Source organism: Paenibacillus sp. FSL H8-0548, from assembly GCF_038630985.1.
In the GTDB taxonomy this organism is placed as follows: domain Bacteria; phylum Bacillota; class Bacilli; order Paenibacillales; family Paenibacillaceae; genus Pristimantibacillus.
The window spans coordinates 1,813,965-1,839,198 of record NZ_CP152049.1 but is presented as its reverse complement, the minus strand read 5'-3'; the positions used below and the strand labels follow the sequence as shown (position 1 = coordinate 1,839,198).

At 45.3% G+C, this 25,234-nt stretch carries 18 protein-coding genes and 1 pseudogene; 8 read left to right on the top strand and 11 right to left on the bottom strand.

The features are described from left to right. Positions 1–5: 5 nt before the first annotated feature. Both MHI37_RS07795 and MHI37_RS07790 read right to left on the bottom strand, forming a co-directional pair. Positions 6–881 (bottom strand): carbohydrate ABC transporter permease, encoded by an 876-nt coding sequence (locus MHI37_RS07795; protein WP_076334319.1) that lies wholly within the window; start codon positions 879–881, stop codon positions 6–8. Positions 882–893: 12 nt separating this feature from the next. Then, positions 894–1,796: an ABC transporter permease subunit gene (locus MHI37_RS07790; RefSeq protein ID WP_076334320.1), complete on the bottom strand. Its 903-nt coding sequence runs from the start codon at positions 1,794–1,796 to the stop codon at positions 894–896. A 306-nt stretch (positions 1,797–2,102) separates the two neighbouring features. Between MHI37_RS07790 and MHI37_RS07785 the strand changes: the two are divergent. The 3 genes and pseudogenes from MHI37_RS07785 to MHI37_RS07775 all read left to right on the top strand — a co-directional run. Next, positions 2,103–2,279: pseudogene (locus MHI37_RS07785) on the top strand (glycine radical domain-containing protein); the annotation flags it as partial. Beyond that, positions 2,279–3,067 carry a pyruvate formate-lyase-activating protein gene (pflA, locus tag MHI37_RS07780; RefSeq protein ID WP_076334321.1) on the top strand — a complete coding sequence of 263 codons (789 nt, stop codon included), beginning with the start codon at positions 2,279–2,281 and terminating at the stop codon, positions 3,065–3,067. The pseudogene MHI37_RS07785 and the gene pflA, both read left to right, overlap by 1 nt. Before the next feature lie 179 nt (positions 3,068–3,246). Then, complete coding sequence (locus MHI37_RS07775) at positions 3,247–4,452, top strand: aspartate aminotransferase family protein (protein WP_076334576.1); 1,206 nt, start codon at positions 3,247–3,249, stop codon at positions 4,450–4,452. Positions 4,453–4,826: 374 nt separating this feature from the next. Here the strand turns inward: MHI37_RS07775 and MHI37_RS07770 are convergent, their stop codons facing one another. Next, positions 4,827–5,549, bottom strand: a complete 723-nt coding sequence (locus MHI37_RS07770) for an SDR family NAD(P)-dependent oxidoreductase (protein WP_076334322.1) — start codon at positions 5,547–5,549, stop codon at positions 4,827–4,829. A gap of 141 nt (positions 5,550–5,690) precedes the next feature. Here MHI37_RS07770 and MHI37_RS07765 point away from each other — a divergent pair, with 141 nt between their 5' ends. Further along, positions 5,691–5,933: a hypothetical protein gene (locus MHI37_RS07765; RefSeq protein ID WP_076334323.1), complete on the top strand. Its 243-nt coding sequence runs from the start codon at positions 5,691–5,693 to the stop codon at positions 5,931–5,933. 26 nt (positions 5,934–5,959) lie between these two features. Here MHI37_RS07765 and uxaC read toward each other — a convergent pair whose 3' ends face one another. Together uxaC and MHI37_RS07755 are read right to left on the bottom strand one after the other, a co-directional pair. Further along, positions 5,960–7,366: a glucuronate isomerase gene (uxaC, locus tag MHI37_RS07760; RefSeq protein WP_076334324.1), complete on the bottom strand. Its 1,407-nt coding sequence runs from the start codon at positions 7,364–7,366 to the stop codon at positions 5,960–5,962. A 19-nt stretch (positions 7,367–7,385) separates the two neighbouring features. After that, on the bottom strand, positions 7,386–8,678 hold the full coding sequence (locus tag MHI37_RS07755) for a Gfo/Idh/MocA family oxidoreductase (protein ID WP_076334325.1): 1,293 nt from the start codon (positions 8,676–8,678) through the stop codon (positions 7,386–7,388). A gap of 131 nt (positions 8,679–8,809) precedes the next feature. On the opposite strand from MHI37_RS07755, the gene MHI37_RS07750 reads away from it, so the two are divergent. The 4 genes from MHI37_RS07750 (at position 8,810) to MHI37_RS07735 (ending at position 12,901) form a co-directional block, all read left to right on the top strand. Beyond that, positions 8,810–9,661: an AraC family transcriptional regulator gene (locus MHI37_RS07750; RefSeq protein ID WP_076334326.1), complete on the top strand. Its 852-nt coding sequence runs from the start codon at positions 8,810–8,812 to the stop codon at positions 9,659–9,661. 149 nt (positions 9,662–9,810) lie between these two features. Then, the gene (locus MHI37_RS07745; protein WP_076334327.1) at positions 9,811–10,815 is read left to right on the top strand and encodes a Gfo/Idh/MocA family oxidoreductase; all 1,005 of its coding nucleotides are present in this window, start codon (positions 9,811–9,813) and stop codon (positions 10,813–10,815) included. A gap of 39 nt (positions 10,816–10,854) precedes the next feature. Beyond that, positions 10,855–11,787: an AraC family transcriptional regulator gene (locus tag MHI37_RS07740; RefSeq protein WP_076334328.1), complete on the top strand. Its 933-nt coding sequence runs from the start codon at positions 10,855–10,857 to the stop codon at positions 11,785–11,787. 34 nt (positions 11,788–11,821) lie between these two features. Continuing rightward, the gene (locus MHI37_RS07735) at positions 11,822–12,901 is read left to right on the top strand and encodes a Gfo/Idh/MocA family oxidoreductase (RefSeq protein ID WP_076334329.1); all 1,080 of its coding nucleotides are present in this window, start codon (positions 11,822–11,824) and stop codon (positions 12,899–12,901) included. A 363-nt stretch (positions 12,902–13,264) separates the two neighbouring features. Here the strand turns inward: MHI37_RS07735 and MHI37_RS07730 are convergent, their stop codons facing one another. From MHI37_RS07730 to murQ, 6 genes are all read right to left on the bottom strand, one after another. After that, positions 13,265–18,439: an S-layer homology domain-containing protein gene (locus MHI37_RS07730; RefSeq protein WP_076334330.1), complete on the bottom strand. Its 5,175-nt coding sequence runs from the start codon at positions 18,437–18,439 to the stop codon at positions 13,265–13,267. 17 nt (positions 18,440–18,456) lie between these two features. Continuing rightward, positions 18,457–20,595: a hypothetical protein gene (locus MHI37_RS07725; RefSeq protein ID WP_076334331.1), complete on the bottom strand. Its 2,139-nt coding sequence runs from the start codon at positions 20,593–20,595 to the stop codon at positions 18,457–18,459. A 106-nt stretch (positions 20,596–20,701) separates the two neighbouring features. After that, positions 20,702–22,345 carry an extracellular solute-binding protein gene (locus MHI37_RS07720; RefSeq protein ID WP_076334332.1) on the bottom strand — a complete coding sequence of 548 codons (1,644 nt, stop codon included), beginning with the start codon at positions 22,343–22,345 and terminating at the stop codon, positions 20,702–20,704. An 87-nt stretch (positions 22,346–22,432) separates the two neighbouring features. Then, on the bottom strand, positions 22,433–23,326 hold the full coding sequence (locus MHI37_RS07715; RefSeq protein ID WP_076334333.1) for a carbohydrate ABC transporter permease: 894 nt from the start codon (positions 23,324–23,326) through the stop codon (positions 22,433–22,435). 12 nt (positions 23,327–23,338) lie between these two features. Further along, positions 23,339–24,256: an ABC transporter permease subunit gene (locus tag MHI37_RS07710; RefSeq protein WP_076334334.1), complete on the bottom strand. Its 918-nt coding sequence runs from the start codon at positions 24,254–24,256 to the stop codon at positions 23,339–23,341. Between the two features lie 55 nt (positions 24,257–24,311). Then, positions 24,312–25,217 carry an N-acetylmuramic acid 6-phosphate etherase gene (gene murQ / locus MHI37_RS07705; protein ID WP_256709271.1) on the bottom strand — a complete coding sequence of 302 codons (906 nt, stop codon included), beginning with the start codon at positions 25,215–25,217 and terminating at the stop codon, positions 24,312–24,314. Positions 25,218–25,234 lie beyond the last annotated feature (17 nt).

Below are 25,234 nucleotides of genomic sequence, written 5' to 3'. Positions count from 1 at the left end.
TTTGATTAACCCTTAATAGCTCCAATCAACATTCCTTTAATAAAGTATTTCTGCAAAAATGGATACACAATCAGCATCGGTATGATCATCACGATAATGCCAGCTGCCTTTATGGATTCCGGTGTAATCGCGTTAAAATCATCAGGCGACAAATTGCCAATCTCTTGAAGTATAGACTGACTTTGAATCATCTGCTGCACCATTACAGCCAAATTGTACTTGTCTGTCGAATTAATAAAGATCAACATATTAAAGAATGAATTCCAATGGCCTACCCCATAGAACAATCCCAGCGCAACGATTACAGGTATGGACAGGGGCAAGAAAATACGGAATAAGATCGTCCACTCTCCGCCTCCATCCATTCGCGCCGACTCTACTAGCTCCTCAGGAATATTTGTGAAGAAGGTACGCATAACTAGCATGTTATACACACTCACAAGTCCAGGTATCCAGATCGCACCATATGTATCAATAAGCCCCAATGATTTCACCAGCAAGTAACCAGGAATTAATCCTCCTGAGAAAAGCATCGTGAAGACGATCGCTAGCGTAAAAAAGCGTCCGCCGTACATATAGCTTCGCGATAATGGGTATGCGCAAAATATAGTAAATATCAGATTAAGGCTAACACCTACAAGGGTGATCACAATACTATTCTTCAGCGCTGATACAATTCTAGTACCGACGATCAGCTTGTCATAGGCTTGATCGGTAAATCCTACGGGCCAAAGGCTTACAGCGCCAGAAATAATAGCAGACTGGTCACTGAACGATAGCGCAAGGAGATGAACCATCGGTAGAATGCAACTGGCCGCGAAGAAAATCAACAGGATGTTAATGACATTGCCAAATACTTTATCTGCAAAAGAATCTCTCAACCTCTATCACCCCTACCATAATCCATTGTTAAATCTCCGTGCGATCCCATTTGCTCCAAGTACTAGAATAAGACCGACGACTGATTCAAAAAAACCAAGTGCGGTAGCTAAACTAAATCGTCCTCCATTAATCCCAACCTTATAGTTCCAGGTGGAGATAACCTCAGAAATATTAGATACTACTGGGTTCTGCAGGATATACACCTGATCAAAGCCAACCTCCATAATGTTGCCAATCGATAAGATGAGTATGATGAAAATGACTGGCTGGATAGCCGGAAGCGAAATATGCCACATTTGCTTCAATCTGGACGCTCCATCTAGGCCCGCTGCTTCGTATAAGGACTGATCAACCGCAGAAAGCGCTGCCAAATAAATAATGGCTCCCCAACCTGCACCCTTCCAAATACCGGAACCGATAAAAATAGCAATCCACGATCCTGCATCGTAAAGAAACGGAAAGCTATCTCCAAATAATAGTTTAACTACATGATTAATAATCCCGTTTTCTTGCGCAAAAATAGTCATGATAATACCGCCGACGATAACCCAGTTTAGAAAATGCGGCAGGAATACAGCGGTCTGAATACTTTTCTTAAACCAACTGCTTCTTATTTCATTGATCATAAGTGCTACAAGAATAGGAAACGGAAAACCAATTACTAGCTGTAATATGCTTAGCATCAGCGTGTTTCGCAGTATGTTTAACATATTCGGGTTCGTAAATAACAGCTTGAAATTATCGAATCCGACCCATACACTCCCCCAGATCCCATCGGTAAAATTATAATTTTTGAAAGCGATGATGAGTCCGACCATTGGTGTGTATTTGAATACTAGGAAGTAAACAATGATCGGAGTAAACATAATGAACAAAGGGATATTAAGCTTAAATCTCCGATTGTAAAGGTTCATTTATAACCCCTTTCAAAACCAACTTATGGCTGCAGCCAAATCTAATTATTGGGAAAAATAGCCTGATGAGCAAGTAGCACATTTTTTTCGAACCACATTTTTTAACTAATGGCCGCGTTTTTCATAGATTTAGCACGCTAGTTAAAAATAGTCACCCTCGCAAAAAAGGTTATATTTGAGCTGACAGTTCCGTATAGGCATAGCATTGTAGGGGATATCGCGGTTGATGACGATGAATATACGAGGTCTTAAACACACACCTACATTAATTTTATAAGTAAATACGGAATGGCGCTATGATATAAAGCACATCATCTAAACGTCAATGTCTTTGATCGTGAAACTTTGCAGGATGCCATGGCTCATCCGGAGCTGTATCCTCAGCTAACTGTACGTGTTTCCGGTTATGCCGTAAACTTCATTAAGCTGACGAAGGAGCAGCAGCTTGAGGTCATTAGTCGTACGTTCCATGGAGCAATTTAATGGCAGCTACTCGAGAGCGACACCTTCAAATCGAGCATGACCGTCAAACGAAAGGACGTATTCACTCCTTCGAATCGTTCGGCACGGTTGATGGTCCTGGCATCCGCTTCGTACTATTTATGCAGGGCTGTGCGCTGCGCTGCCAGTTTTGCCATAATCCCGACACTTGGGATACGACAACAGGCAGGGTACTTACGGTCGATGATGTCATCGCTGAAATTGAGCCGTTTATCCCTTATTATAAAGCATCCGGAGGAGGAGTTACGTTCTCTGGCGGTGAGCCTTCCCTGCAGGCTCCTTTCCTCGCAGCATTAGGCCGAGAGCTAAAACGCCGCTATCATCTGCACATTGCCATGGACTCTTCAGGATTTTGTGAGCCGTCGCATTTACAGTCGACCGCCTTGCTTGATGTGCTTGATTTGATTTTGCTCGATCTTAAAATGATCGACGAAAAAAAGCATATTGCGCTTACGACACAATCCAACGAGCGAATAAAACGTATGGCTCAGTACGTAAACGAGCAAAAAACACCGCTATGGATTAGACACGTCGTTATTCCTGGGGTCACGAACGACCCGGCTGATGTTGATATGCTTGCCGCAGCGATTGCCATGCTTCCAACAGTGCAGAAGGTCGAGCTTTTGCCTTATCATGAGATGGGAGCATTCAAATGGAAGCAGCTTGGTCTGACCTATGAGCTTGAGCATATTAAGCCGCCTGACGGTGAGCAGCTTGCAGATGTTCAGCAGCAGCTGCAAGCTAGACTAAATATTCCCGTTATCCTATAAGCCCAATGTACGAATAATGAATTAGCCGAGCAGCGTTAGATGCTCGGCACTTTTTTTTGTTCATCTCCCTTCGTACAAAACTTGGACAGGTCTCGCACACTTTGGATATTGCATATTTAGTCATTAGGTTGTATATTTATTCAATGAGATGAATTTTCGGGAGGTTAGTTGCCTTGCAGATGGAAAAAACGAAAACAGCAGCATTGCTGGAGACAGCGGGGAAATCACTTTTGTTTACAGCGAAGCGTCCTAACATTGTGATGGAGCGCGGCGAGGGAATGTATATGTGGGATACTGACGGGAATCGCTATCTCGATTTCGTAGGTGGATGGGCAGTTGCGAGTCTTGGCCATTCTCCTGCTGCCCTGCAGAAAGCTTTGACAAAGCAGTCTGCCACACTTGTCCATGCCAGCCCGGGCTATTACAATCGCCCGATGCTTGAATTTGCCGAGCTGCTGACCAGCGTGAGCGGAATGGATAAAGCTTTCTTCGCAAGCAGCGGCGCAGAAGCGAACGAGAGTGCCATTAAGCTCGCCAGAAAGCATGGTGCAGTGAACCTGAACGGTGCCTACGAAATTATTACGTTAACGAATAGCTTTCATGGACGCTCGCTTGCTACGATGTCTGCAACTGGAAAAGAGCAATGGAAGGAGCTTTTTGCACCCAAGGTCGACGGTTTTAAGCATGTCCCCATTAATGACTTGGATGCCTGCTTCGCTGCGGTTACGAATCAAACCTGTGCGATTATGGTTGAGCTAGTACAAGGCGAGGGGGGCGTCCATGCTGTAGATGAAGCTTATTTGTATGGGCTTCGCAAAATATGCGATATGTATGGCATGCTGCTTATTTTCGATGAAATTCAGACGGGACTGGGGAGAACGGGCAAGCTCTTCGCCTACGAGCATTATGGCATACAGCCGGATGTAATGACGCTTGGCAAGGGCATTGGCGCAGGCTTTCCGCTGTCAGCCATGCTGACCAAAAGCAAATACGATTTGTTCGAGCCTGGCGATCAAGGCGGAACCTACACAGGGGCACCGCTGGCGATGGCTGTTGGCTATGCCGTACTTGCGGAGCTGCTTGAGCGGAATTTAGCCGATAATGCGTACGCACAAGGGCGCTATTTGGTGAACGCCTTGCAGAAGCTGTCTGCCGAATTTCCGATTACAGCGATCCGCGGCAAGGGGCTGCTGTTAGCATTCGATGTACCAGAGGGCACCGCCGCAGAACTTGCCGCTATATGCCTGCGTGAAGGCTTGCTCATTAACTCGCTGAATTCCTCAACCATACGACTCGTACCGCCATTGATCGTGTCGCAGAGAGACAGCGATGAGATGCTGGGTATTTTGCGCGGCGCATTCGGGCAGCTGCAGGCCGCTATCTAATAGGCATAGGAGATCAAGCATTCTAGCTGCAACGCAATGACTAATGAAAATGGCAATCATCACGCTTCGGGATTGATAGTGAAAATGGATACTATTGCAGAAAGTACAATAGAATTCTTAGTATACAGCTCACTACCGAGCTACACTGCACTTAATACAATGGAAAACCACCAAATGCGTGCTTTTATTAGGTTTTAGCCGTATTTGGCAAAAATCCACTGTAGAAAGTACAACGTAGACTCGCCAAATCCTTTTTTGAAGCGATTTGATTGTAAAAACTACATTGTAGCATAACACCCGCTACTCTAGATGTCCTTTCTCTGCCTAGGAACAAGACAAAAACATTATAGTTACTGCTGCAATAGCCACTACACCTACCAGTTCAGCGGGCTGTCTGCATAATCGACATATTCGCACTCTGCTTCCGTTGCAATCCGGCCTAGTCTTGCTTCAACCAGCATCAAAATTCCAGCTGCAGATTGCTCCGGCGTGAGCGCTGCTGCTGCATCCAGCTTGCCCTGCATAAAGGTCTGCACCCAGCCTGGATGAACGACGAGCACTCGCCCGCCAAGCGGTTTAATGTGATTATGGGTAAGCCTCGATTGCATGTTGAGTGCTGCTTTGGACATGCAATAAGCGTACCAGCTCTCGCGGTAGCAATTGCTAATACTGCCTGCCTCTGATGAAATATTAACGAGAAACTTCGAGTCGCTCTTCAGCAGCAGCGGCATAAAGGTCTGGCTCATGCGCAGGCTGCCCAGCGTGTTAACGTTAAAGACGTTCAGCATTTCTGCATAATCAAGCGCGTCCAGCACTGTAGCGCCAATATCGCCCAAAATAGCTCCGTTATTAATTAATAAATCAAGTGCCTCTATCCGCGCAGCCACTGCTTCAAACGCTCTCGCTACACTTTCATCACTTGCTATATCAAGCCTCAGCACCTGCAGCTGCTCCGCATATTCACTCTTCAGTGCTTCTAGCTCTGGCACTTCCTCTGCATATTGCCCAGCAAAAACCTGATATCCCTTTACTAGCAAGCCATTTACAAGCGCCAGGCCTACTCCCCGGTCTGCCCCTGTTACGAATGCAGATTTCATCAATAAGCTCACTCCTTCAAACGCGAATTAAATAGTTGTTGTCCCCATCCATTTTCTATATTAATTAATGAATGTTGGATAAGCTGCTCTGCATAATCTAGATACGGTTGTAATGAGCTAGTCAGCAGGAGGGCTGCCACTTTGCGTACACATGCTGCTCGAAATAATGAATTTAAAATTTACATCGTTCCCGCCTGGAAATGGAAGGAGTTTATCGCCTTCGAGCTCATTGGCGGCGCGGCATTTTATTTAATTTGCAGAAAAACCGCTCATTCCGAGCTATTCGGATTAGCCGCCAATATAGCTGGTCCACAAATGCTGAAATATTTAATGGCAAGCTACCGGCTTGACACAAAAAACGTTCCACAGCTCCCGCCAAGCTAGCGGGATTGCAGAACGTTTCTTCATATTTAGAAGCCGAAGTAAGCTTTCGCGTTGCGATAGGAGATGTTTTGAACCATGTCGCCAAGCAGCTCCATATCCTGCGGTGCCTCGCCATTTTCGACCCACTCGCCCAGCAGGTTGCAGAGCAAGCGTCTAAAATATTCATGTCTTGTGTAGGAGAGGAAGCTGCGGGAATCCGTCAGCATGCCGACAAAGCGGCTAAGCAAGCCGAGATTAGCAAGCGCATTCATCTGATCCAGCATACCATTTTTAGTATCGTTGAACCACCATGCAGAGCCGAGCTGAATTTTTCCCGGAACTCCGCCGCCCTGGAAGCTGCCAATAATGGAACCGAGCACATCATTATCCTTCGCGTTAAGCGAATAGACGATTGTTTTCGGAAGCGCATCATCCGAATCGAGCGCATCAAGCAGCTTGGCAAGCGGATAAGCCACAGCGCTGTCATTGATCGAATCAAAGCCGGTATCCGGCCCCAGCTTGTCAAACATACGGGAGCTGTTGTTTCTTGCCGCGTTAATATGGAACTGCATCGCCCAGCCGCGCTCGGCATACAAGCGTCCTAGAAAGAGCAGCGTGTATGTTTTGTACTGCTTTTCTTCCTCCAGAGTCACCGTTTCTCCATTCAACGCTTTAGCAAAGATAGCAGCAGCGTCAGCCTTAGTCGTCTCGGCATAAGCGACGTAGTCAAGCGCATGGTCAGAAACCTTGCAGCCTACCTCATCGAAAAACTTCACTCTAGCCGCAAGCGCGTCTAGCAGTGCATCGTAGCTGTTAATCTCCGAGGAGGCGGCTGCACCAAGCTTGCTTACCCACTCCAGGAATGTAGAACGGTTAATTTCCAGCGCCTTATCCGGACGGAAGGATGGCAGCACCTGCACGTTAAAATCTTTTAACTCCTTGATCGCAATATGATACTCGAGCGAATCTACCGGATCATCTGTCGTGCAAATAACCTCAACGTTAGACATTTTGATCAGGTCACGCGCTTTAAATTGACCCGAGACGAGCTTCGCATTGACCTGCTCCCAAATCGCTGGCGCATTCTTCTCATTAATAAGCTCGTACACGCCGAAATATCGGCGAAGCTCCAAATGCGACCATTGATACAGCGGATTGCCGATCGTTTGCGGAACGGTTTTGGCCCACTCCACAAAGCGCTCGTAATCGCTCACGCCTTCGCCGCCAGTAATATAACGCTCCTCTACTCCATTAGCGCGCAGAGCTCGCCATTTGTAGTGATCGCCATACAGCCAAGCCTCCGTCAAATTATTAAAGCTCGTATTCTCAAAAATTTGCTGTGGGCTTAGATGGCAATGATAGTCGATAATCGGCATATCCTTCGCAAAATCATGATATAAACGAACCGCAGTCTCGCTTGATAGCAAAAAATTGTCATCCATAAAAGGCTTCATTCCAGCTTCCCCCCGAACATTATTTATGAAATTTTACAAGATCATCGATCTGTACAGCCAGTCCGGTTTGAATGGAACGGTTAGCCGCAATGCCGGTTAAAATCGATCTAGCTCCATCAATATGATTAGCCGCCCGGTTGAACGGATCTTCCACTGGCGTACCGAACAAATCGTTCAGCAATACTGGATCGCCGCCACCGTGTCCGCCTACGCCTTCCTCGACTTCAACTTCATACGGTGCAGCAAACATCGGAAACACCTTGATCGTTTGCTCCTTCAATGCTCCCTCGTCTGCTTTCTCGCCGCCTGAGTTGACGTATGATTGCTCGACAATATTCATTTCGATGCGTCCCTTCGTACCATTAAATGCGATACGATAGCCTTCCCATGGCAAGTAAGCGTTTAACGAGTACGTTAGAATCGCGTTGTTTTTGTAGCGGACAAGCACACCCATCGTGTCTTCAATATCAATGCCGTCGCCGAATACGCTTTGATCGCGGCGGTAGCCGTCCTCGTGCTCCGCATCCAAATACATCGACTTCAAATGATCATTTTGATCCAAGTGTAGCGCAAAAGGGTCGTTTTCGGCAATCGGATTTCCAGTTGCTCGTTCATAAAATTTCGTTTCACCGCGCTGCTCCGCATTTTCACGTCCATAGAACAAAAGATCGCCATAGGCAAATACAGATTCAGGCTGCGATCCGATCCAGAAGTTGACAAGATCAAAGTGATGCGTCGATTTATGGACGAGCAAGCCGCCGCTGTTCTGTTTGTTGCGATGCCATCTGCGGAAATAATCAGCGCCATGCTGCGTATTCAGCAGCCATTCGAAGTGAACAGACGTCACTTTGCCAATCGTGCCATTCGCAATAAGCTCTCTAGCCTTCGTATGATGCGGTGCATAACGATAGTTGAACGTCACCCGTACATTGTTCCCAGTGCGCTCGACTGCATCCAAAATTTCCTGCAGCTTCTTCTCATCGACAGTCATCGGCTTCTCCGTCACTACGTCACAGCCTAGCTCCAATGCTCGAATAATATACGTGTGATGCGTACGGTCCATGCTCGTAACGATAACCGCATCTGGCTTCTCCGTCTCAATCATGCGATCGAATTCATTCGATTTGTATGTGTTTACTGCTTCATATTTATATTTATCAACTAAAATGCGGTTCGCATAGTCCATTCTCGTTTGGTTAATATCACAAATCGCAACTAGCTCCGATGTTTCTCTGTAATCGGTTGCAAGGGCACCATAAAAAAATTCTGCTCTTCCACCGCTTCCTACAAGTACATAACGTTTTTTTGACATAACTATTATTCCTCCTTCTATTCGCTTACCTTCATATTACTGCATGAGAGTGGTATAATTCTCTGCATATCATGCTGATTTTTCATTAAACACCGCTTTTCTTGCGGTATTATAGAAGGGATGTCTCTCTATTGTCCACACAACTCGAACTTTATAGCTTTGGCTCGACTCCCGAGCTGTACGTCGAATATTTAAAACGGTCCGAACCCTTTACGATGAAGGACGATCATTACCATGATTATTATGAGCTATATTATATGCTGTCTGGAGAGCGGATTTATTTTATAAGAGATCGTTCCTATACCATTGAGAAAGGCGACCTCGTCTTCATTCACAAGCATGAGCTGCACAAAACGATGCAATCCGGCGATGCGTCGCATGAGCGGTTCGTCATTCACTTTGACGATGCGATGATTCACCGCATGGCGGGCGGGCATGCTGATCTCTTGCTATCGCCTTTCAATCAGCAGTCCCATATTCTCCGCTTGCCGCGACAAGAGCAGCTGGCCGTAGATCAATTCATGAGAAGATTGTTAACAGAGATCGCACAGCAGCCCACAGGCTTCGAGCTTTATCCTCCTTATGCGGTAACTGAGATTCTGCTCATTGCAGCTAGATATATCCAGCAGAATGAGCCCGCTCCACTGCATCATGCGACCCCCATGCATGCAAAAATATCGGAGATCATCCATCATATAAACGGACATTTTGCAGAGCCGCTGCGGCTGAACGGGCTAGCTGAACATTTTTTCATCAGCCCCTATTATTTGAGCCGCATGTTTAAGGAGATTACCGGCTTTACCTTCTCTGACTATGTCATTCTTACACGTATAAAAGAAGCGCAGCGCCTGCTCCGTGAGTCAAGCATCAGTATTACTGAGATCGGCGCAGCAGTCGGTTTCGATAATTTCTCTCATTTTGGAAAAACCTTCAAGAAAATCACCCGTTTATCCCCGCGGCAATATCGCAAGCTCTATGTATGAGCTTCATTGTAAATGTCGTAATATCGTATAGATATAGTCACAAATTTGCACTAAAAATAAGATAAAAAATATGTTAGATTATATCTGTTGTCATAAATTCATATATGTATACCGAATCCATTAATAGATGCCTAAGGAGAGATGGACCGATGATAAGAATTGGTAAAATCAGTTATTGGCATGTGCATGCTTGGGATTATACGAAGGAAGCGCAGGCGCATCCAAATACGGAAATCGTAGCGGTATGGGATGAAATCGAGGAACGCGGAAAGGCTGCTGCTGAGAAGCTTGGAGTTGATTTCCATGCTAGTCTGGATGAAATGCTGAGTCGCGACGATATTGATGCCGTTATCGTTGATGCTCCAACCGTCAGACATCAAGAGGTTATCGTTGCTGCGGCTAACGCAGGCAAGCATATTTTCACAGAGAAGGTTATTGCCCCCAGCTTAAAAGAAGTAAATGTTATACTAGATGCAGTAACTAAAAATGATGTAAAATTAACAGTATCGCTCCCGCGCTTAAACGATGGGTATACACTGGCGATTCGAGATATTTTGTCACAAGGCGTACTTGGGCGCATCACGCTCGTACGAGCTCGCTTGTCTCATAACGGGGCAACGGCAAACTGGCTGCCAGAGCATTTTTACAGCTTGGAGGAATGCGGCGGCGGTGCATTAATCGATTTAGGCTGTCATCCTATGTATTTGACCAGACTGTTTATGAACGAGATGCCTAAAGAGGTTTCCGCACATTTTGGTTACGTCACCGGCAAGGATGTGGAGGATAACGCAGTTTCGGTTCTATCTGCTCCTTCGGGTGCGATTGGCATCGTCGAGGCTGGCTTCGTTAACAATCATTCTCCATTTACGCTAGAGGTGCATGGTACAGATGGAACACTGCTTTATGGCACGCCTGACAATAAGCTGATGCTTCGCACATCCGCTGCTGGCGCCGCTTCATCCGAGCAATGGACGGAGCAAGAAATACCGCCCGCTCGTGAGAACGCTTTCCAGCAATGGGTCCAGCATATTGAGAACAACACGACAGCAGACGAAAACATAAGTCTGGCCATTGATTTAACTAAGCTAATGGAGGCTTCGAACCTGTCTGCTCGCGAGCATCGCTCAGTGAAAATTGACGAGCTAAGCGAGTAGTGTAAAAAGTAAAACGAAGTGCTCCGAGGAGGAATCGGCATGCCTAATTTCCCATACGAGGTCATGCATGAACGCCAAGATGCGCTTGAGCGTCTGGAGCTATGTATCAGGTGGGGACCGTACGACATCCATGTGCTGCGCTTCCATCTGACGCAGTTTCCTCCAGGACGAATCGTTGGATTTCATAAGCACGCAGAATATGAATTCCATTTTATCCCGCAGGGGAAAGGCAAGGTCATTATTGTTGACCAAGAATATGCGCTTAAGTCTGGCATGCTTTATTTGACTGGTCCTGACATTATGCATTATCAAGAAGCGGACACGCTTGAAGCGATGGATGAGCTTTGTCTACACGTCGACATTGTCGATCGATCTGACGATGCACAATCGTACGATGACTGGGAAGCAGCCGAAGCTCGTGATTGCATTGAGAAGCTCAAGAAGCTTCCACATTTCCCGACAGCTGACCTGCATCATGCGATGCCCCGTTTTCTTGAAGCTTATCAAGCCTGCAGCGATAACTTTGTAGGAAGCTATACGACCATCAAGCAGTCGGTCATTCAAATTTTACTGCGGGCTGTTCGCGCTTATGATCGTGCAAATGAGCCAAAGCAGTTTCCAACGCGGGATATGAAGACTTATCGCTATCGACTCGCGCTGGAGTATATATACGCCAACTATGACGGCTTCATTACGCTTGAGGACGTTGCAGACAAGCTGAACCTCAGCTCGCGGCATATACAGAGGCTGTTCAAGGAGCTGCATCATGGACATACCTTTAGCCGCATACTGGAAGATATTCGTCTGAATGTGGTATGCCGCGAGCTGCAGGAGAGCGATCAATCTGTCGAGAAAATAGCAAAGCTCGCAGGCTTCGCTGGCGGTAATTATTTACATGCAGTGTTTCGTAAAAACTTTGGTGTCACACCTTCTGAGTACCGCAGGAGCAATCGCCAAAAAATATCGCAATAACAAATAAAATGAAGACTTTAGGAGGCGTTACTACATGTCCAAAGTATATAAACTTGCTATCATCGGTTGTGGCGGAATTGCAAACGGCAAACATTTGCCAAGCCTGAAGAAGCTTGATAACGTTGAAATCGTTGCTTTTTGTGATATTGTCGAGCATCGTGCTTTTGAAGCTGCTGGCTTATACGGCGCAGAAGGCGCAAGCGTATACACAGATTACACAGAATTGCTGAAAGACCCTTCCATTGATATCGTTCATGTCTGTACGCCCAATGATTCCCATGCGGATATCGCAATAGCAGCACTTGAAGCAGGCAAGCATGTCATGAGCGAGAAGCCTATGGCTAAAACCGCTCATGATGCTCAGCGTATGGTTGACGCAGCTCGCCGTACGGGCAAGAAGCTTACCGTTGGCTACAATAACCGCTTCCGTGCTGACAGCCAGCATTTGAAGAAGCTTTGCGCGGCTGGCGAGCTGGGCGACATTTATTATGCGAAGGCGCATGCGATTCGTCGCCGTGCCGTTCCAACTTGGGGCGTTTTCCTTGATGAAGAGAAACAAGGCGGTGGACCGCTAATTGATATCGGTACTCACGCGCTTGACCTCACACTCTGGATGCTTGACAACTACAAGCCAAAAGTGGTGCTCGGCACCTCCTACCATAAGCTCTCACAACGTGAGAACGCAGCAAACGCATGGGGGCCTTGGGACCCTGCCAAGTTTACAGTAGAAGATTCCGCATTCGGAATGATCGTCATGGAAAATGGAGCGACCATCGTGCTTGAGTCCAGCTGGGCGCTTAACACGCTTGAGGTTGACGAGGCAAAATGTACGCTGTCTGGTACGGAAGGCGGAGCGGACATGAAGAATGGCCTTCGCATCAATGGCGAGAAACATAGCCGTCTATTCACAACAGAGGTGGATTTGAAGGCAGGCGGAGTAGCTTTCTTCGATGGCGCAGTAGAAAAAGATGCTGATCTCGAAATGAAGCTGTGGATTAAAGCGATTGACGAGGATACCGAGCCGGTTGTAACACCAGAGCAGGCCTTCGTTGTATCGCAAATTCTCGAAGCTATCTATGAATCCTCCAAAACCGGCAAAGCTGTTTACCTATAAGTTATAAGCACAAATGAAACCGACTGCAGCCGTCTCCTTTGGCAAAAGCAGTCGGTTCTAAGACAAAACGGTTAAAGCAGCCGACACCAAAAACCAGCCGCTATCCTGCACTTTTGTAGGATAGCGGCTGGTTTTCGTTATCACCGCATGTCTATCCTGTACTCCATACAAGATAGACCGCCCTATATAAGCTGATGGAGCTCAAAACGGTCTATTCTACTGCGCTGGTACAGGATAGGACTCTTAAGGATGCTGAAAAGTGTGAAGTTGCTGCATATGTGCAGGATAGACTGCATGGAATAATCGATTACTTAGAGCCAGCTCTACTATGCAGGCAGAGTTGGAGGTTGATTCATTACTCAGTTACTTCTGCTGTTTCAATGCGTTCAGAAGGCTCCATACGACCATTGCCGTTTCGGAACGAAGGGCTTCATCCTTGGGAGCAAATCGTTCCCCGCTTCTTCCTGTCATAAGACCAAGCGCAAGCACCTTGCTAATGCTATCCGATGCCCAAGAAGAAATTTGATCACCGTCTTTGAATCCATCAATGGCCTGATTCTCTCTCGCTTGGATTCCTTTCCAATACTCATAGGCTCTAACGACCATAATCGCCATTTGTTCCCGGCTAACCTGAGCATTCGGATTAAATTGTCCAGTGGCATCACCGTTCACAATTCCAGCCTTGAATGCAATCGCGACTTCAGAGGCATACCAAGCATTGCTTGGTATATCTGGGAAGGATGAGTCTCCCTCACCTTTTAATCCCAGCGCTCTTATAAGCAATGCGGCAAACTCTGCCCGAGTCGTCTTGCCCGTTGGCATGAAGTGTCTATCATCCACACCATTCACTACATGCATTGCTGCGAGCACCTTAACCGCGCGCTCCGCCCAATGGCCAGATGGAATATCATCGAAACTCCGATCTAATTCCATAACGCTATAAATCCCTGGACGCTCTGCACTATAAGTAAATTGATGCTGTATTCTATCTATCACTCCACCAGCATACTCCCATTTTCCACTCGCTTCATTTAAATAATAAATGCCGAGCAGTTCCTCATCTAATCCGGTTTGATCATACGATATCGTAATTGAAACCGGTTCAGACCATGCTTCGCTTGCCTCACCTGCAGTGGGCTTTAATTCATACATCTGCCCTGCTAGCTTGAGCTTTCCTGCCCCCGCAATCCCCTGTGCTGCTAATTGCTGAGCACGATCACGCGCTATTTCCACTGCAGATGGTTTTATATGAGCTGCGGTTGGATTTCCAACATTTCCAATCGGCTTCTCTTCTGGCGACTGCTCGCTTTCCACCGTTGTTGTAACAGTGATACTCGGACCGTCTAAACTCCATTCGCCTGCCTTATTGCCTGCTTGCACCGTAAACTCATATTGCGTATTAGGTGACAATCCTGTAACTGTATAGCTATAAACCGCATCAGTTACGGTCAGCGTACGCTTGTCTATCTGCTGTCCCACGCTGCCATTTTGATCTATGCGATAACTCGTCACACCGGCGGCATTGCTTGCTCCGCTCCATTGCAGCGTCACTTCGGTTTGGCTAACATTACTTGCATTTAAAGCACCGTCGATCCATCCGACGCTTGGCTGCTCATGGAGTCCAATTCCATCAATAAAGTGAATCGTAGTCGTTGTATGCCAGTTTTGATTAGAAATGATCCATAAATTGCCGTCTCTCAATCCCCAAACCTTTCCTTCCTCTGTTTGGAAGATGACTTCAGATGTAGCCGAAGGCTGCAGCACCTGTACCTGATCACCATTGTCCAGCTCAATGATTTCAGGCGTAAAATAGTGATCGAGCTTTGCTATTTGACCAAGGTTTTTGCGCAAGCCCATATACACGATTTTTTTGTTCCAATTCGTCAATGACACTATTTCATTCAGCGGTTTTCCCCAAACCGTAGTGGCAGGGGCATCCTCCAAATTAATGATCACAACAGGTGCGGGAACATTCAAATCAAATGTTGGCAGAACCCATTTGTTATCATTAGATCGTAGAGTTCCTGCACCGTTATAATCGTCGCCTGGGAGGACCGCAGTTCGTTGATTCGGGTTCCACCACCAAGTCTGGCCTCCTGGATAGGAGTAATAGATATCGCTTGGTTGTTGGTTTACTATCTCATCTACATGTTCTGCCGAAAGCATTTGTTCTCGATATTCTCTCAACCAATCAAATTGAATAGGCTTAGCCGTATAAGAATAATAATCTCGTAAGTTGGCATCATGCGGAGCATGGAACAGAAAGTCATAAACGCCTTTATGCCCTGCTTCGAATAATGTATCAAAATTGGCAAACATCGTAGCTTTATCGGGATAGCCTACTTCCCCCGTGCTTGCTTTTAGAGCAACATTTTCCTCCAGTTGAGTCTCTGTAGTGAATAGCCATAGTGTTTTTGCCGATTGCTTTACCGCGGAATAGGAGTACCCGCTCTTCTCATGGACCGTAAAGCCATGCCCATATATTTCTCCACCAAGGCCATCGTATCCACTAGATGATACCTCGGAATTCACAAAAAGACGTTTCATTGCAGCCGTATACTTATATACGACAGGGACATTAATGGATTGCTTAATTGAATCTGCAATTCGATTATTAAAGGCTGCATAAGAATCTTCCCTATACATTAAATTATCATCCCATAAATTACCGGAGTAGCCATCAGCTATATACACCTGATCACTTTGGGAACTTAGTAAATAGATATTTTGAGCTTCTTGAATATCGGTCTCTCTCATGAGTATTGGAACAAGCTGAGATGCCAGTTCGAAGCTGCTCAAAGGAGTTATCATTTCCCATGCATCGTTTAGCTGATTTATCGAATCATATTTTTGCTCCAGCCATGCTTGGAAACCAAGATTATATTTCACAGAATCAACTCGAAGCTTCTCATCGCCATTGACGATATTGGCTTCATTGGCATGTGGGTCTACAAACATCCTGAAATGAGGCCCCACTTCGAATCGCTCGACATGCCCGCTAATTTTGTTAACGATATCATCAGCAGAGTCCCATAAATCATGCAGGCTTCCACTTTTTCCGATCGTAGTAATTTTGGGCAAGAAACGAATTTCATACGAACCATTCCCGCCTTCAGGGAGCATCACTTCGGCAGATAAGCGATATTGACTTCCTGATACTTGCTGAACGCTGCCCGTTCCAGTCTGAACAACTGCCCCCGAATCGGTATGGATGACTATGAATCTAGTTGAAATTACACGTTCCAAGTATCGATTTAAATCCGTACCATTTATTGTCATACTTACAGGACCATTCTCAGTTATACCATCCTGTTTGAATGCAGCATCATTCGCATTTGCCCTCACAACATCTGACACTAATTCTCTCCGGAGTGTTCCATTCAATTGTATTCCATAGGTCATGTCATGCTCTTCGAAATAATCGAGTAAATATTGCCATGCCCACACAGGCACGTCCGTACCAACCACTACCGAATTCACATATACATCTTTTACTCCGCCGATCCTCATTTGTTCAAGCACAGCCAAATCATATTGCCAATTCTCTTCATTTTTTGCTGGCTGATTGATGTTGAAATTAATCAAATATTTGGATGTAAACATGCCCCCAATTGGAATAAACGGTTCGCCGTCCCAAACCATCACATTATTTTGAGTGACGTACCAAAAATGGGATTGCCCTATATGATCTTTAAAAATGCCATGGCTCATCGGCTTATAAGAAGTTTCCTTCTCCGGGATTATCACATCAGCTCTGCTTCCAGCCGAAAAAGCTGTTTCTATCCGGTGTAATCCAAACTGGGCTTCGTAATTACCCTCATTGATTTCTTCCGGAACACGAAACTGGAAATTGACGAGATGGGCTTCATTGCTACTCCAAGACGAGGTCGGAATAGCCTCTGCAGCTTCGGCAACAGCCCACAATAATCCATTTTTCCAAAATGATACATAAGCTCTAGCATCAAAATCTACTGCCTGGTGAATATCAATGGATACGGTGCCAGCAGAAAATTCGGATGGTTCTTCCAAAGAGCTGATCACCAGCGATTGTGCGGATGCTGACAGATGTTCAACGATGGGCTGCTGCGAGCCTACTTGTACCGTACCTACAGTCACATACTCACCCTGTTGAAACGCCGAATTAACAATCCCTACACGAATTTCCAGCTGCGACTCCGGTGCGTTAAAAGGCAGCGGAACCATCAGCTCATCACTATATTCCTGATTTACGGTCCGTCCCGACATAGGAACCTGTGGAAGCTGCTCCACTCGTGATACAACCTCGCCCTTCCAAATCAGCTCTGCCTTTAATGTTACGTTGAAGTTTACCGCTTCCGTCAGCTTGCTTGTGACCTCAACAGCAACGCTCGATCCCCTCTCCGCTACGGTTGAATTCACTGCTCCGCTAACGTAATCCAGCTTTAATTCCATAGGATCAAATGGCTTAGAAAGTGAATCCGGAATGAACCCCCATTCTGTTGGCACGACTGCAATCGCGTCAATATAATTCAAGATCATAGATTGGTCAAGCGACCGCAAACCATCAATAAGGAAACTCAGCGTATGATTTCCTTCTCCTATATTCTTGATCCCGAGCTTATACCAAGCGAGAGGAACATTGCGATAGTCGTTCGTATTATAGATATTTGGTGATTGTGCAATCGGTGCTGCATACTGATAAGCAGCTTCATCAAGCTTCCACTTATACTTCGATGCCCAATTCACATTGCCTGGCGTAGATAATATCCAAATATCATAAGATCCCGCTCCAGGTGAATCAAAGCTGTAGGCTGCCGAATGTGTCTTTTGATCATCCGTGCTATCCACGATAAGCGCCTTGCCTCCGCTTGCTGCTGGCAGCGACTTCGCCATATAATCACCAGTAGAATCACCCGCTTCGCCCTCCAGCCATACATAAGCTAAATCTTCACTAGGGGTCTCAGGTGGTGCTTCAGGCTCCGTGGGCTCGACAAGACCCGCTGGGCTCCATTCCCATGCAGTGGGTACGATCGATACGACATCAAGATAGTTCAAAATCATAGATTGATCCAGCGTCCGCTTGCCATCAACTAAAAAATGAAGGTCATGTGTCCCATCTCCGATATTTACTGCACCAAGCTTATACCAAGCTAATGGCACTTTACGATAATCGTTCGTAGTATAGACAGCTGGCGAGGTTGCTGTAGGTGTCACAGCTTGATAGGCAGCTCCATCAAGCTTCCACTTCAGCTTTGAGGCCCAAGACGCATTTCCTGGCGTAGATAATATCCAAATATCATACTGCGACTCGCTTGGCGCTTCAAAAGAATAACTAACCTCATGTGTTTTTGTATCATCTACACTATCGACGACAAGAGCTTGACCACCGCTAGCCATTGGCAGCGCTTTGACCGTATAATCTCCTGTGCTGTTCCCTGTTTCTCCTTCCAACCAAACGTAGCCTTTTTGTTCCTCAGGAGCTTCCTCGGCTTGCACGTAGGCTGTCATTCCGATATTCATAAAGAGACAAATTGCAATTAATAAAGGGATTTTCTTCATATGATCACCCATTTCATCTATAATTTGAAATCGTTATCATTAAACTCTAGCAACAATAACTTCGTTTCATATTTTGATAAATGAATAGAAAATAAATTAGAATGCCGCGTCAGCACTTCTCCGGTAATCGCATCGCTGACCTGACAAGCACTAGGCAGCTTTATTTCTTTAGTCCCCTCTTCAGAAACATGAACACATAAATAATTAGAATTGGCATACACAACAGCATCTGAATCGACATAAAGATGAACGCCGGCACTTCGAGCAATGGCTCGCAGCAAGGATGCTGGAAGATCGGGTGCCGATGAGAAAAACGTTTTGCAGCCTTCCGCTTCTTTCATAGCGAGGCCGCAAAGTTCCGTCCCCGAGAGGACACCTAACGTTGAGGCATCGGAATCGTCCACGATGATAATAGGCTGAACCGACTGTTCTAAGCCATATCGGAAGAATGCCATTTCAGAACTCATCAGTTCATTCAATTCCCCTTCACAGGACTCCACTATTAACAGCTGATCATCACCGCTGCTAGGGCGATTTCCCTCTCCTTTATCCAGTTTCCGAAGCTTCACCCCCGTGAGCCGACACATATTAGATATGTCTATGCTTGAATCTGCTAACGACAGCATTCCCGGGGCATAGGTCCAGCAGATTGAGGTGCCTTTGCTTTCCAACGCGCGGACTTCCGTCTCCAGCTCCGAGCTGTAACAAACGGTATTCAAGAATATAGCTAATTTATACGTTTTATCTCTAATCAATGGCAGATCAGAAATATCATAAATATCATAGGGAGCTCCGATCAGCCCTAATCCCAAACGCTGCTTATAGGTCCATGCTTGGCCTATATTCGATTCTGGCCGAAGGTAAGAATAGGCCTTCTCGTCAACAAATACTGCAATTTCTGCCGAGGAGCCGCGAGAAGCATGCAGCAATGATTCAGTGCCTATTCGTCGAAACTGAGACACATGCTCCATAATTACGGGATCCGCATACCAGCCTCCCCACATATCGAACCACCAATAGCCAGTTCCTGTCGTTAAGCAGCGCCCGAAGTTTTTAATCATTAACGCTAACGTTTGCTCTCTTGTGGCAACCCTTTCCCATACTCCGCCTTCATACATTCCCGGGGGGCAAATGGCTGGCCTTGCTTCCCGCAGCGGCTGGGTAAGGAAGGTTCGTGTATCACATTCCATCCACAACAATTTTTGATGTGCTTGGATAGACTGAGTAACCGACATGAAGGGCCAATCACATCCCGCCCTTCTTTGTTCCATATAACTGTTAGGACTGCATAGAAAATCTATCGATGGGTGCCGCAGCAATCTTTGCAAATCATGATGCCCTGTTCTCGAATCCGTTAATTCAAGCGAATAACCATAAAATACACCTACGATTAATCGCTTTTCCGTTAGCTCTTTCACAAGTTTGGTGAAATACAAAATAACATCGGTCACCGCAAAGCTCAAAAACAATCGATAATCAATTATGGCTTGATCCTTCATAGGGCTTAGCAAAGTACAATCTTCATTAATCTCATCCGAAATCCCCTGTTCGGTCTTGCCTTCACGTTCCAACCATTGATGGTAAGCGAGTTGTGCAGGAAGACTATAGTCTGCATTCGGACTGCCGTGATAGAACCACTCCTCCGTATTTCCGGCACTTAATTGATATCCGATAATATGTTCTCGATAAGATTCCTGATTCAAATAATCGATAATTTGCGACAGGGCAAAGCCTGCATCCTCTCGCCAACGAATAGATGAGAAAGACTGACGCAGCGTCCTATTATCCGATAAACGATTTAACTCCTCTGGATACTTCTTATCCCACCATTCGGGCATATCGAGCATGATTCTCGGAAATATTAATGCAGCTGGATCATCTGCCAAAAGCTGCTGCAAATCCTTTTCCAATGAAGTAAAGTCCAAAACTTCCTCTTGATCCCAAAGGCCTTTGCGAAAAGGACCGATTCCGCTCGTTGTGTTTATTCCTCTAGATGCCAAATACACGGGCAGCGAATAAATATGAACACCTGCCGCCGAGAAATCGGAATAACGCGCATGCTCTTCTAAATAGGTAATATAGGCATTGGCATATTCAGGACTGCCATTAATGAATAGAGTTGGAACCCCGCCAAGCTCTCTGACCTCCGTATACAATCTAATTCTCCTCCTAGTTTGGCCGATATATAGACACATGAGGAAGACCCTTGCGGTTCTCCCTCATGCGTGTCATGTTAGCAGCAAACGGATTATTGTAAAAAAACTATTTATTGTATACCTCATACGTTTTATTATAAATTTCCATATACTCTTTCAATCCCATTTTATTAAATGCGTTCACATACTCTTCCCACTTGTCAAAGGAGGCATGGCCTGTAATAAACTGCGCCTGCATATCTTTAACATACGTGAGAATATCATTTTCCAATGTTTTGATTCTAGTTGAATCTGATTCGGAGAAAGCAAATGGTCCCCATACTTCTTCCGGTGTATACGGCATCAACTTCGAGGCCGCATCTCTTGTAATATCACCGATCAATTGATCACCAAAATATTTGTCGCCTGCAACCGAAGGATTGGAACCACCGCCCCAAACCACATATTTACCCAGCACATCATTCAAAGACAATCCGTCGGGGTTTTTCTTCACTAGGTCTGTAAACGTCGCTTTTCCATCCGCAACGGTATAGGTTTCTCCCTCAATTCCCATAAAGAACAAACGTTGTCCTTCTTCACCATAGAAATAATCAATCCAACGTATTGTTGCTTCCGGGTTTTTATTATCCTTCGTTACCATGAATGTTCCTACTGCCCCAGTATTCGGATTCAAAGGGAAATACAATTTATCTCCGTTCGGGCCTTTAAGCGCTTCTAATCCAACGAGATCATTCTCGTTTTCAGGTCCAATTAGGTTATTGTTTGTCGCAAAAGAGAATCCTACTTGTCCAAGTGCGCCTTTTGCAGCAAGCTTAGCTAGATCCATCGTAAATATTTCTTGATCAAGCAGCTTCTCTGAATATAATTTATTCAAAAATTGCAGCATTTCCTTATAACCTTGCTCTGCCGGGATAAAACGCAGTTGCTGTGTGGCCGGATCAACGTCTACATTGGGATGGCTAAGCCCTTTGTTGCCAAGACCCCACGCTCCCTTTAGCGGGTTAATAATACCGTCAATGCCATGACCGGATGTGAGTGGAATTTCATCCTTCTTTTGATTGCTGTTTTGATCAAAATCACTGAATGTCTTCAAAACATCATATAGTTCATCTGTTGTTGTCGGTGCCTGAAGCTTTGTCGCGTCTAGCCACTTTTGATTGACAAACATTTTATAAGGCAGTCTTGATGGTGTTGCTGTTACCAAATAAGGAAGAGAATAAATATTGCCGTCAGCCATCGTAACTGCCTTCTTCACATCTGGATTCTCATCCATGATTTTCTTGAAATTAGGAGCATACTTCTCGATCAGGTCATTAAGCGGAATAAGAAGGCCTTGGCTGCCATATCGAGTCAGTTCCAATGATGACATATCTACCTTAAAGAAAGCATCGGGAAGCGTACCGCCCGTATTTAACACTAGATTTTTTTTCTCAAGAACGTTAGCGCCGGGAACAGCATCCCACTCCACGTGAACACCGGATAGTTGTTCATACGTCTCCCACATTTCAACATCCTTGAATTCCCCTTTGTTAAAAGGACTGGACGTCGCAAACATCTTCAGTGTGAGCGGCTCGTTAACAATCGGCATTCCTGTAAGGTTTAAAAGCTCTTTTTGTTCTTCTTGAGGCGGGTTGCTCGCTGAACTATCTACAGGAGCGTTTTCTCCGTTATTGGAAGCACAGCCTGCCAACAACGAAATGACCATCATCATTGCTGCAATAATAGATATCGCATGTTTACCTTTGTACATGTAAAGACCCCCTAATCATATTATTACATACTAAACAAGTCAGATTTGACCTCTCCGCCTGTCCAGCAATTGTAATCCTGCTCTGTCTTATCCTTTAAGCGCGCCTACCATAAACCCTTTAACAAAATAACGCTGCAAAAACGGATAGATGATCAATACCGGCACACTTGCTACAATAATGACTGCGTATTTGATTCCTTCTGCGAACATTTGTCGATCGGACAATGAATCCACATCCGCCATAATTTGTGCGGACAACTGATTCTGTATGAGAATTTCACGCAAAATTAATTGCAGCGGGAAATGAGAACGATCGGATAAATAAATCAATGCATTAAAGAAAGCATTCCAATGCGCCACACCATAAAATAGCACCATTACAGCTAATATCGGCTTCGACAACGGCAGCACAATGCGCCACAGTACGCCAATGTTCGTACTTCCATCGACATAGGCTGCTTCATGAAGCTCCGGTGGAATGGATGTCTGCATATAAGTTCTCATAATAATGATGTTATACATAGCAACCGCATTCGGAAGAACCATTACCCAAAACGTATCCACCAAGCCAAGCCCTTTCACGACCAGGTAGGTTGGAATCAAGCCGCCACTGAAGAACATCGTGAAAACGAACATAGCAGTGATCAAATTCCTTCCTACAAAATCCCTTCGTGACAGCGGGTAGGCAGCTGCAATGGTCATCGTTAAATTAATGAGCGTCCCAACAACGGTGTATAAAAGTGTATTTCTGTATCCAATTAAAATAGAGGAATCCTGAAACACCATTTGATAAGATTGAATCGTAAACTCTTTCGGAAAGAGCCACACATTGCCGCTCATCACTTGCAGCGGATTGCTAAAGGAAGAGCTGACCACTAGAATGAGCGGGTAAAGCACCATTGCTGTTATTAAAATAAGAATCGACGTGTTCACAAAAATAAACACTTTATCGCCTCTCGTTTTTGCAAAACCTTCGGCCATTATGTACACCCCCTACCAAAGACTCGTTTCGTTTGTCTTTCTTGCAATTGCATTAACCAAAATCAAAAGGGTAAAGTTGATGACTGAATTAAACAGACCTACCGCTGTAGAGAAGCCATATTCTGCTCCCAATATCCCATTTCGATATACGAAGGTAGAAATAACATCAGAGGCGTTTCGATTCAAATCATTTTGCATAAGAAATATTTTTTCAAAACCAACATTCATGATCTGCCCTACATCAAGTACAAAAAGAATGACGATGGTTGGCAATATGGATGGAATGTTGATATACCATATCCGCTGCACCCTATTTGCTCCATCGATGACCGCCGATTCATGCTGCTGCGGATCAACATTCGCCAATACTGCGATATAAATAATGGATGCCCATCCCATGTTTTGCCATACGTTCGAGAGAACGTATATCGTTTTGAACTTTCCAGGCTCACCCATGAAGTAAATAGGCTCTCCACCAAAAAACTCAATAATTCCATTAATGAACCCCGTCTGCGGAGACAGAAACATAGTAATCATACCAACCATGACCACCATGGAAATAAAATGCGGTGCATAGGTAACCGTCTGAACCATTTTTTTGAACCGCTTGCCGCTAACCTCATTAATCATAAGTGCCAACAAAATAGGAACCGGAAATCCGACTGCTAATGAGTAAATACTAATTCCCAATGTGTTTTTGAGTAAATCCCAGAAATAATAGCTGTTAAAGAAACGTGTAAAGTGCTCAAAGCCTACCCATGGACTGCCCCAAACCCCTTTTAGCGGCATCAAATTTTTAAATGCCAGCTGAATGCCCATCATCGGTAAATAATGAAAAATAATAAAATAAAGAACGACCGGAAAAATGAGCAAATATAAATCCCAGTTTTTTCGTAACGATTTTCGCAAACTACTCAAATAGAAAGACATCGAATGCCACCTCCCCTATGAACATCACTTCGAATACGCTTACAATAAAAGCACCTTATACCAACCCATTTTTAGAATGAACAGCCCTTCTAACAAATCCGCCATGCTCGGAGAGCAATTGCGCCGCTTCTTCTTTATTTACATTAGCAAGCGCCATAACAATGGCGACCTTCATATTTCCGGATGCTTCCTCCAACAGTTCTTGTGCTTTCATTTCATTACTAATGTCTGCTGCATTCATTACAATTCTTCTTGAGCGATCCGCTAGCTTCTGATTGGAGACAATCATATCAACCATATAGTTCTTATATACTTTTCCAAGCTTAACCATAGCTGCTGTTGAAATCATATTAAGCACCATTTTTTCTGCTGTTCCCGCCTTTAAACGAGTAGAACCAGTAATAACCTCAGGTCCTGTATCCACTTCTATACTGATATCCGCCAGCTCGCTCATTCGGACATTTTTATTACAAGATAAAGCAATGGTGCCTGCCCCTTTGGCTGCTGCGTACTTTAAAGCCCCAATACAATAAGGGGTTCTCCCGCTGGCGCTAATGGCCATAACCGCATCATTAGAATTTAAGCCAATCTGCTGTAAATCGATTCCCCCCTGACTCTCATCGTCTTCTGCGCCTTCGGCCGATTTAAATACTGCATTTGGTCCTCCTGCGATAACCCCTTGAATTAATTGATCGGATACTCCGAAGGTCGGCGGGCATTCAACAGCATCAAGTATTCCTAGACGACCGCTTGTGCCTGCCCCGACATAAATTAGCCTTCCTCCGTTCTTCAAGCTCCTAGCTACTAAATCCACTGCATCAGCAATATTGGCTATCTCCGACCTCACCTTGGAGACAACCTCCAAATCAGCTTCATTCATTAAACCAATGATTTCCGCAGCATCCATCACATCAAGATTATTTGATTTACCATGGGACTGTTCTGTGTTCAAAACGTTCATTTCGTTCCCTCTTCCCC

What these genes read in the sequence shown, in the direction of transcription:
- MHI37_RS07790 (WP_076334320.1), bottom strand. Translation starts at nt 1,796, where the DNA reads ATGAACCTTTACAATCGGAGATTTAAGCTTAATATCCCTTTGTTCATT.
- pflA (WP_076334321.1), top strand. Translation starts at nt 2,279, where the DNA reads ATGGCAGCTACTCGAGAGCGACACCTTCAAATCGAGCATGACCGTCAA.
- MHI37_RS07775 (WP_076334576.1), top strand. Translation starts at nt 3,247, where the DNA reads ATGGAAAAAACGAAAACAGCAGCATTGCTGGAGACAGCGGGGAAATCA.
- MHI37_RS07770 (WP_076334322.1), bottom strand. Translation starts at nt 5,549, where the DNA reads ATGAAATCTGCATTCGTAACAGGGGCAGACCGGGGAGTAGGCCTGGCG.
- uxaC (WP_076334324.1), bottom strand. Translation starts at nt 7,366, where the DNA reads ATGAAGCCTTTTATGGATGACAATTTTTTGCTATCAAGCGAGACTGCG.
- MHI37_RS07755 (WP_076334325.1), bottom strand. Translation starts at nt 8,678, where the DNA reads ATGTCAAAAAAACGTTATGTACTTGTAGGAAGCGGTGGAAGAGCAGAA.
- MHI37_RS07745 (WP_076334327.1), top strand. Translation starts at nt 9,811, where the DNA reads ATGATAAGAATTGGTAAAATCAGTTATTGGCATGTGCATGCTTGGGAT.
- MHI37_RS07740 (WP_076334328.1), top strand. Translation starts at nt 10,855, where the DNA reads ATGCCTAATTTCCCATACGAGGTCATGCATGAACGCCAAGATGCGCTT.
- MHI37_RS07735 (WP_076334329.1), top strand. Translation starts at nt 11,822, where the DNA reads ATGTCCAAAGTATATAAACTTGCTATCATCGGTTGTGGCGGAATTGCA.
- MHI37_RS07730 (WP_076334330.1), bottom strand. Translation starts at nt 18,439, where the DNA reads ATGAAGAAAATCCCTTTATTAATTGCAATTTGTCTCTTTATGAATATC.
- MHI37_RS07720 (WP_076334332.1), bottom strand. Translation starts at nt 22,345, where the DNA reads ATGTACAAAGGTAAACATGCGATATCTATTATTGCAGCAATGATGATG.
- MHI37_RS07715 (WP_076334333.1), bottom strand. Translation starts at nt 23,326, where the DNA reads ATGGCCGAAGGTTTTGCAAAAACGAGAGGCGATAAAGTGTTTATTTTT.
- MHI37_RS07710 (WP_076334334.1), bottom strand. Translation starts at nt 24,256, where the DNA reads ATGTCTTTCTATTTGAGTAGTTTGCGAAAATCGTTACGAAAAAACTGG.
- murQ (WP_256709271.1), bottom strand. Translation starts at nt 25,217, where the DNA reads ATGAACGTTTTGAACACAGAACAGTCCCATGGTAAATCAAATAATCTT.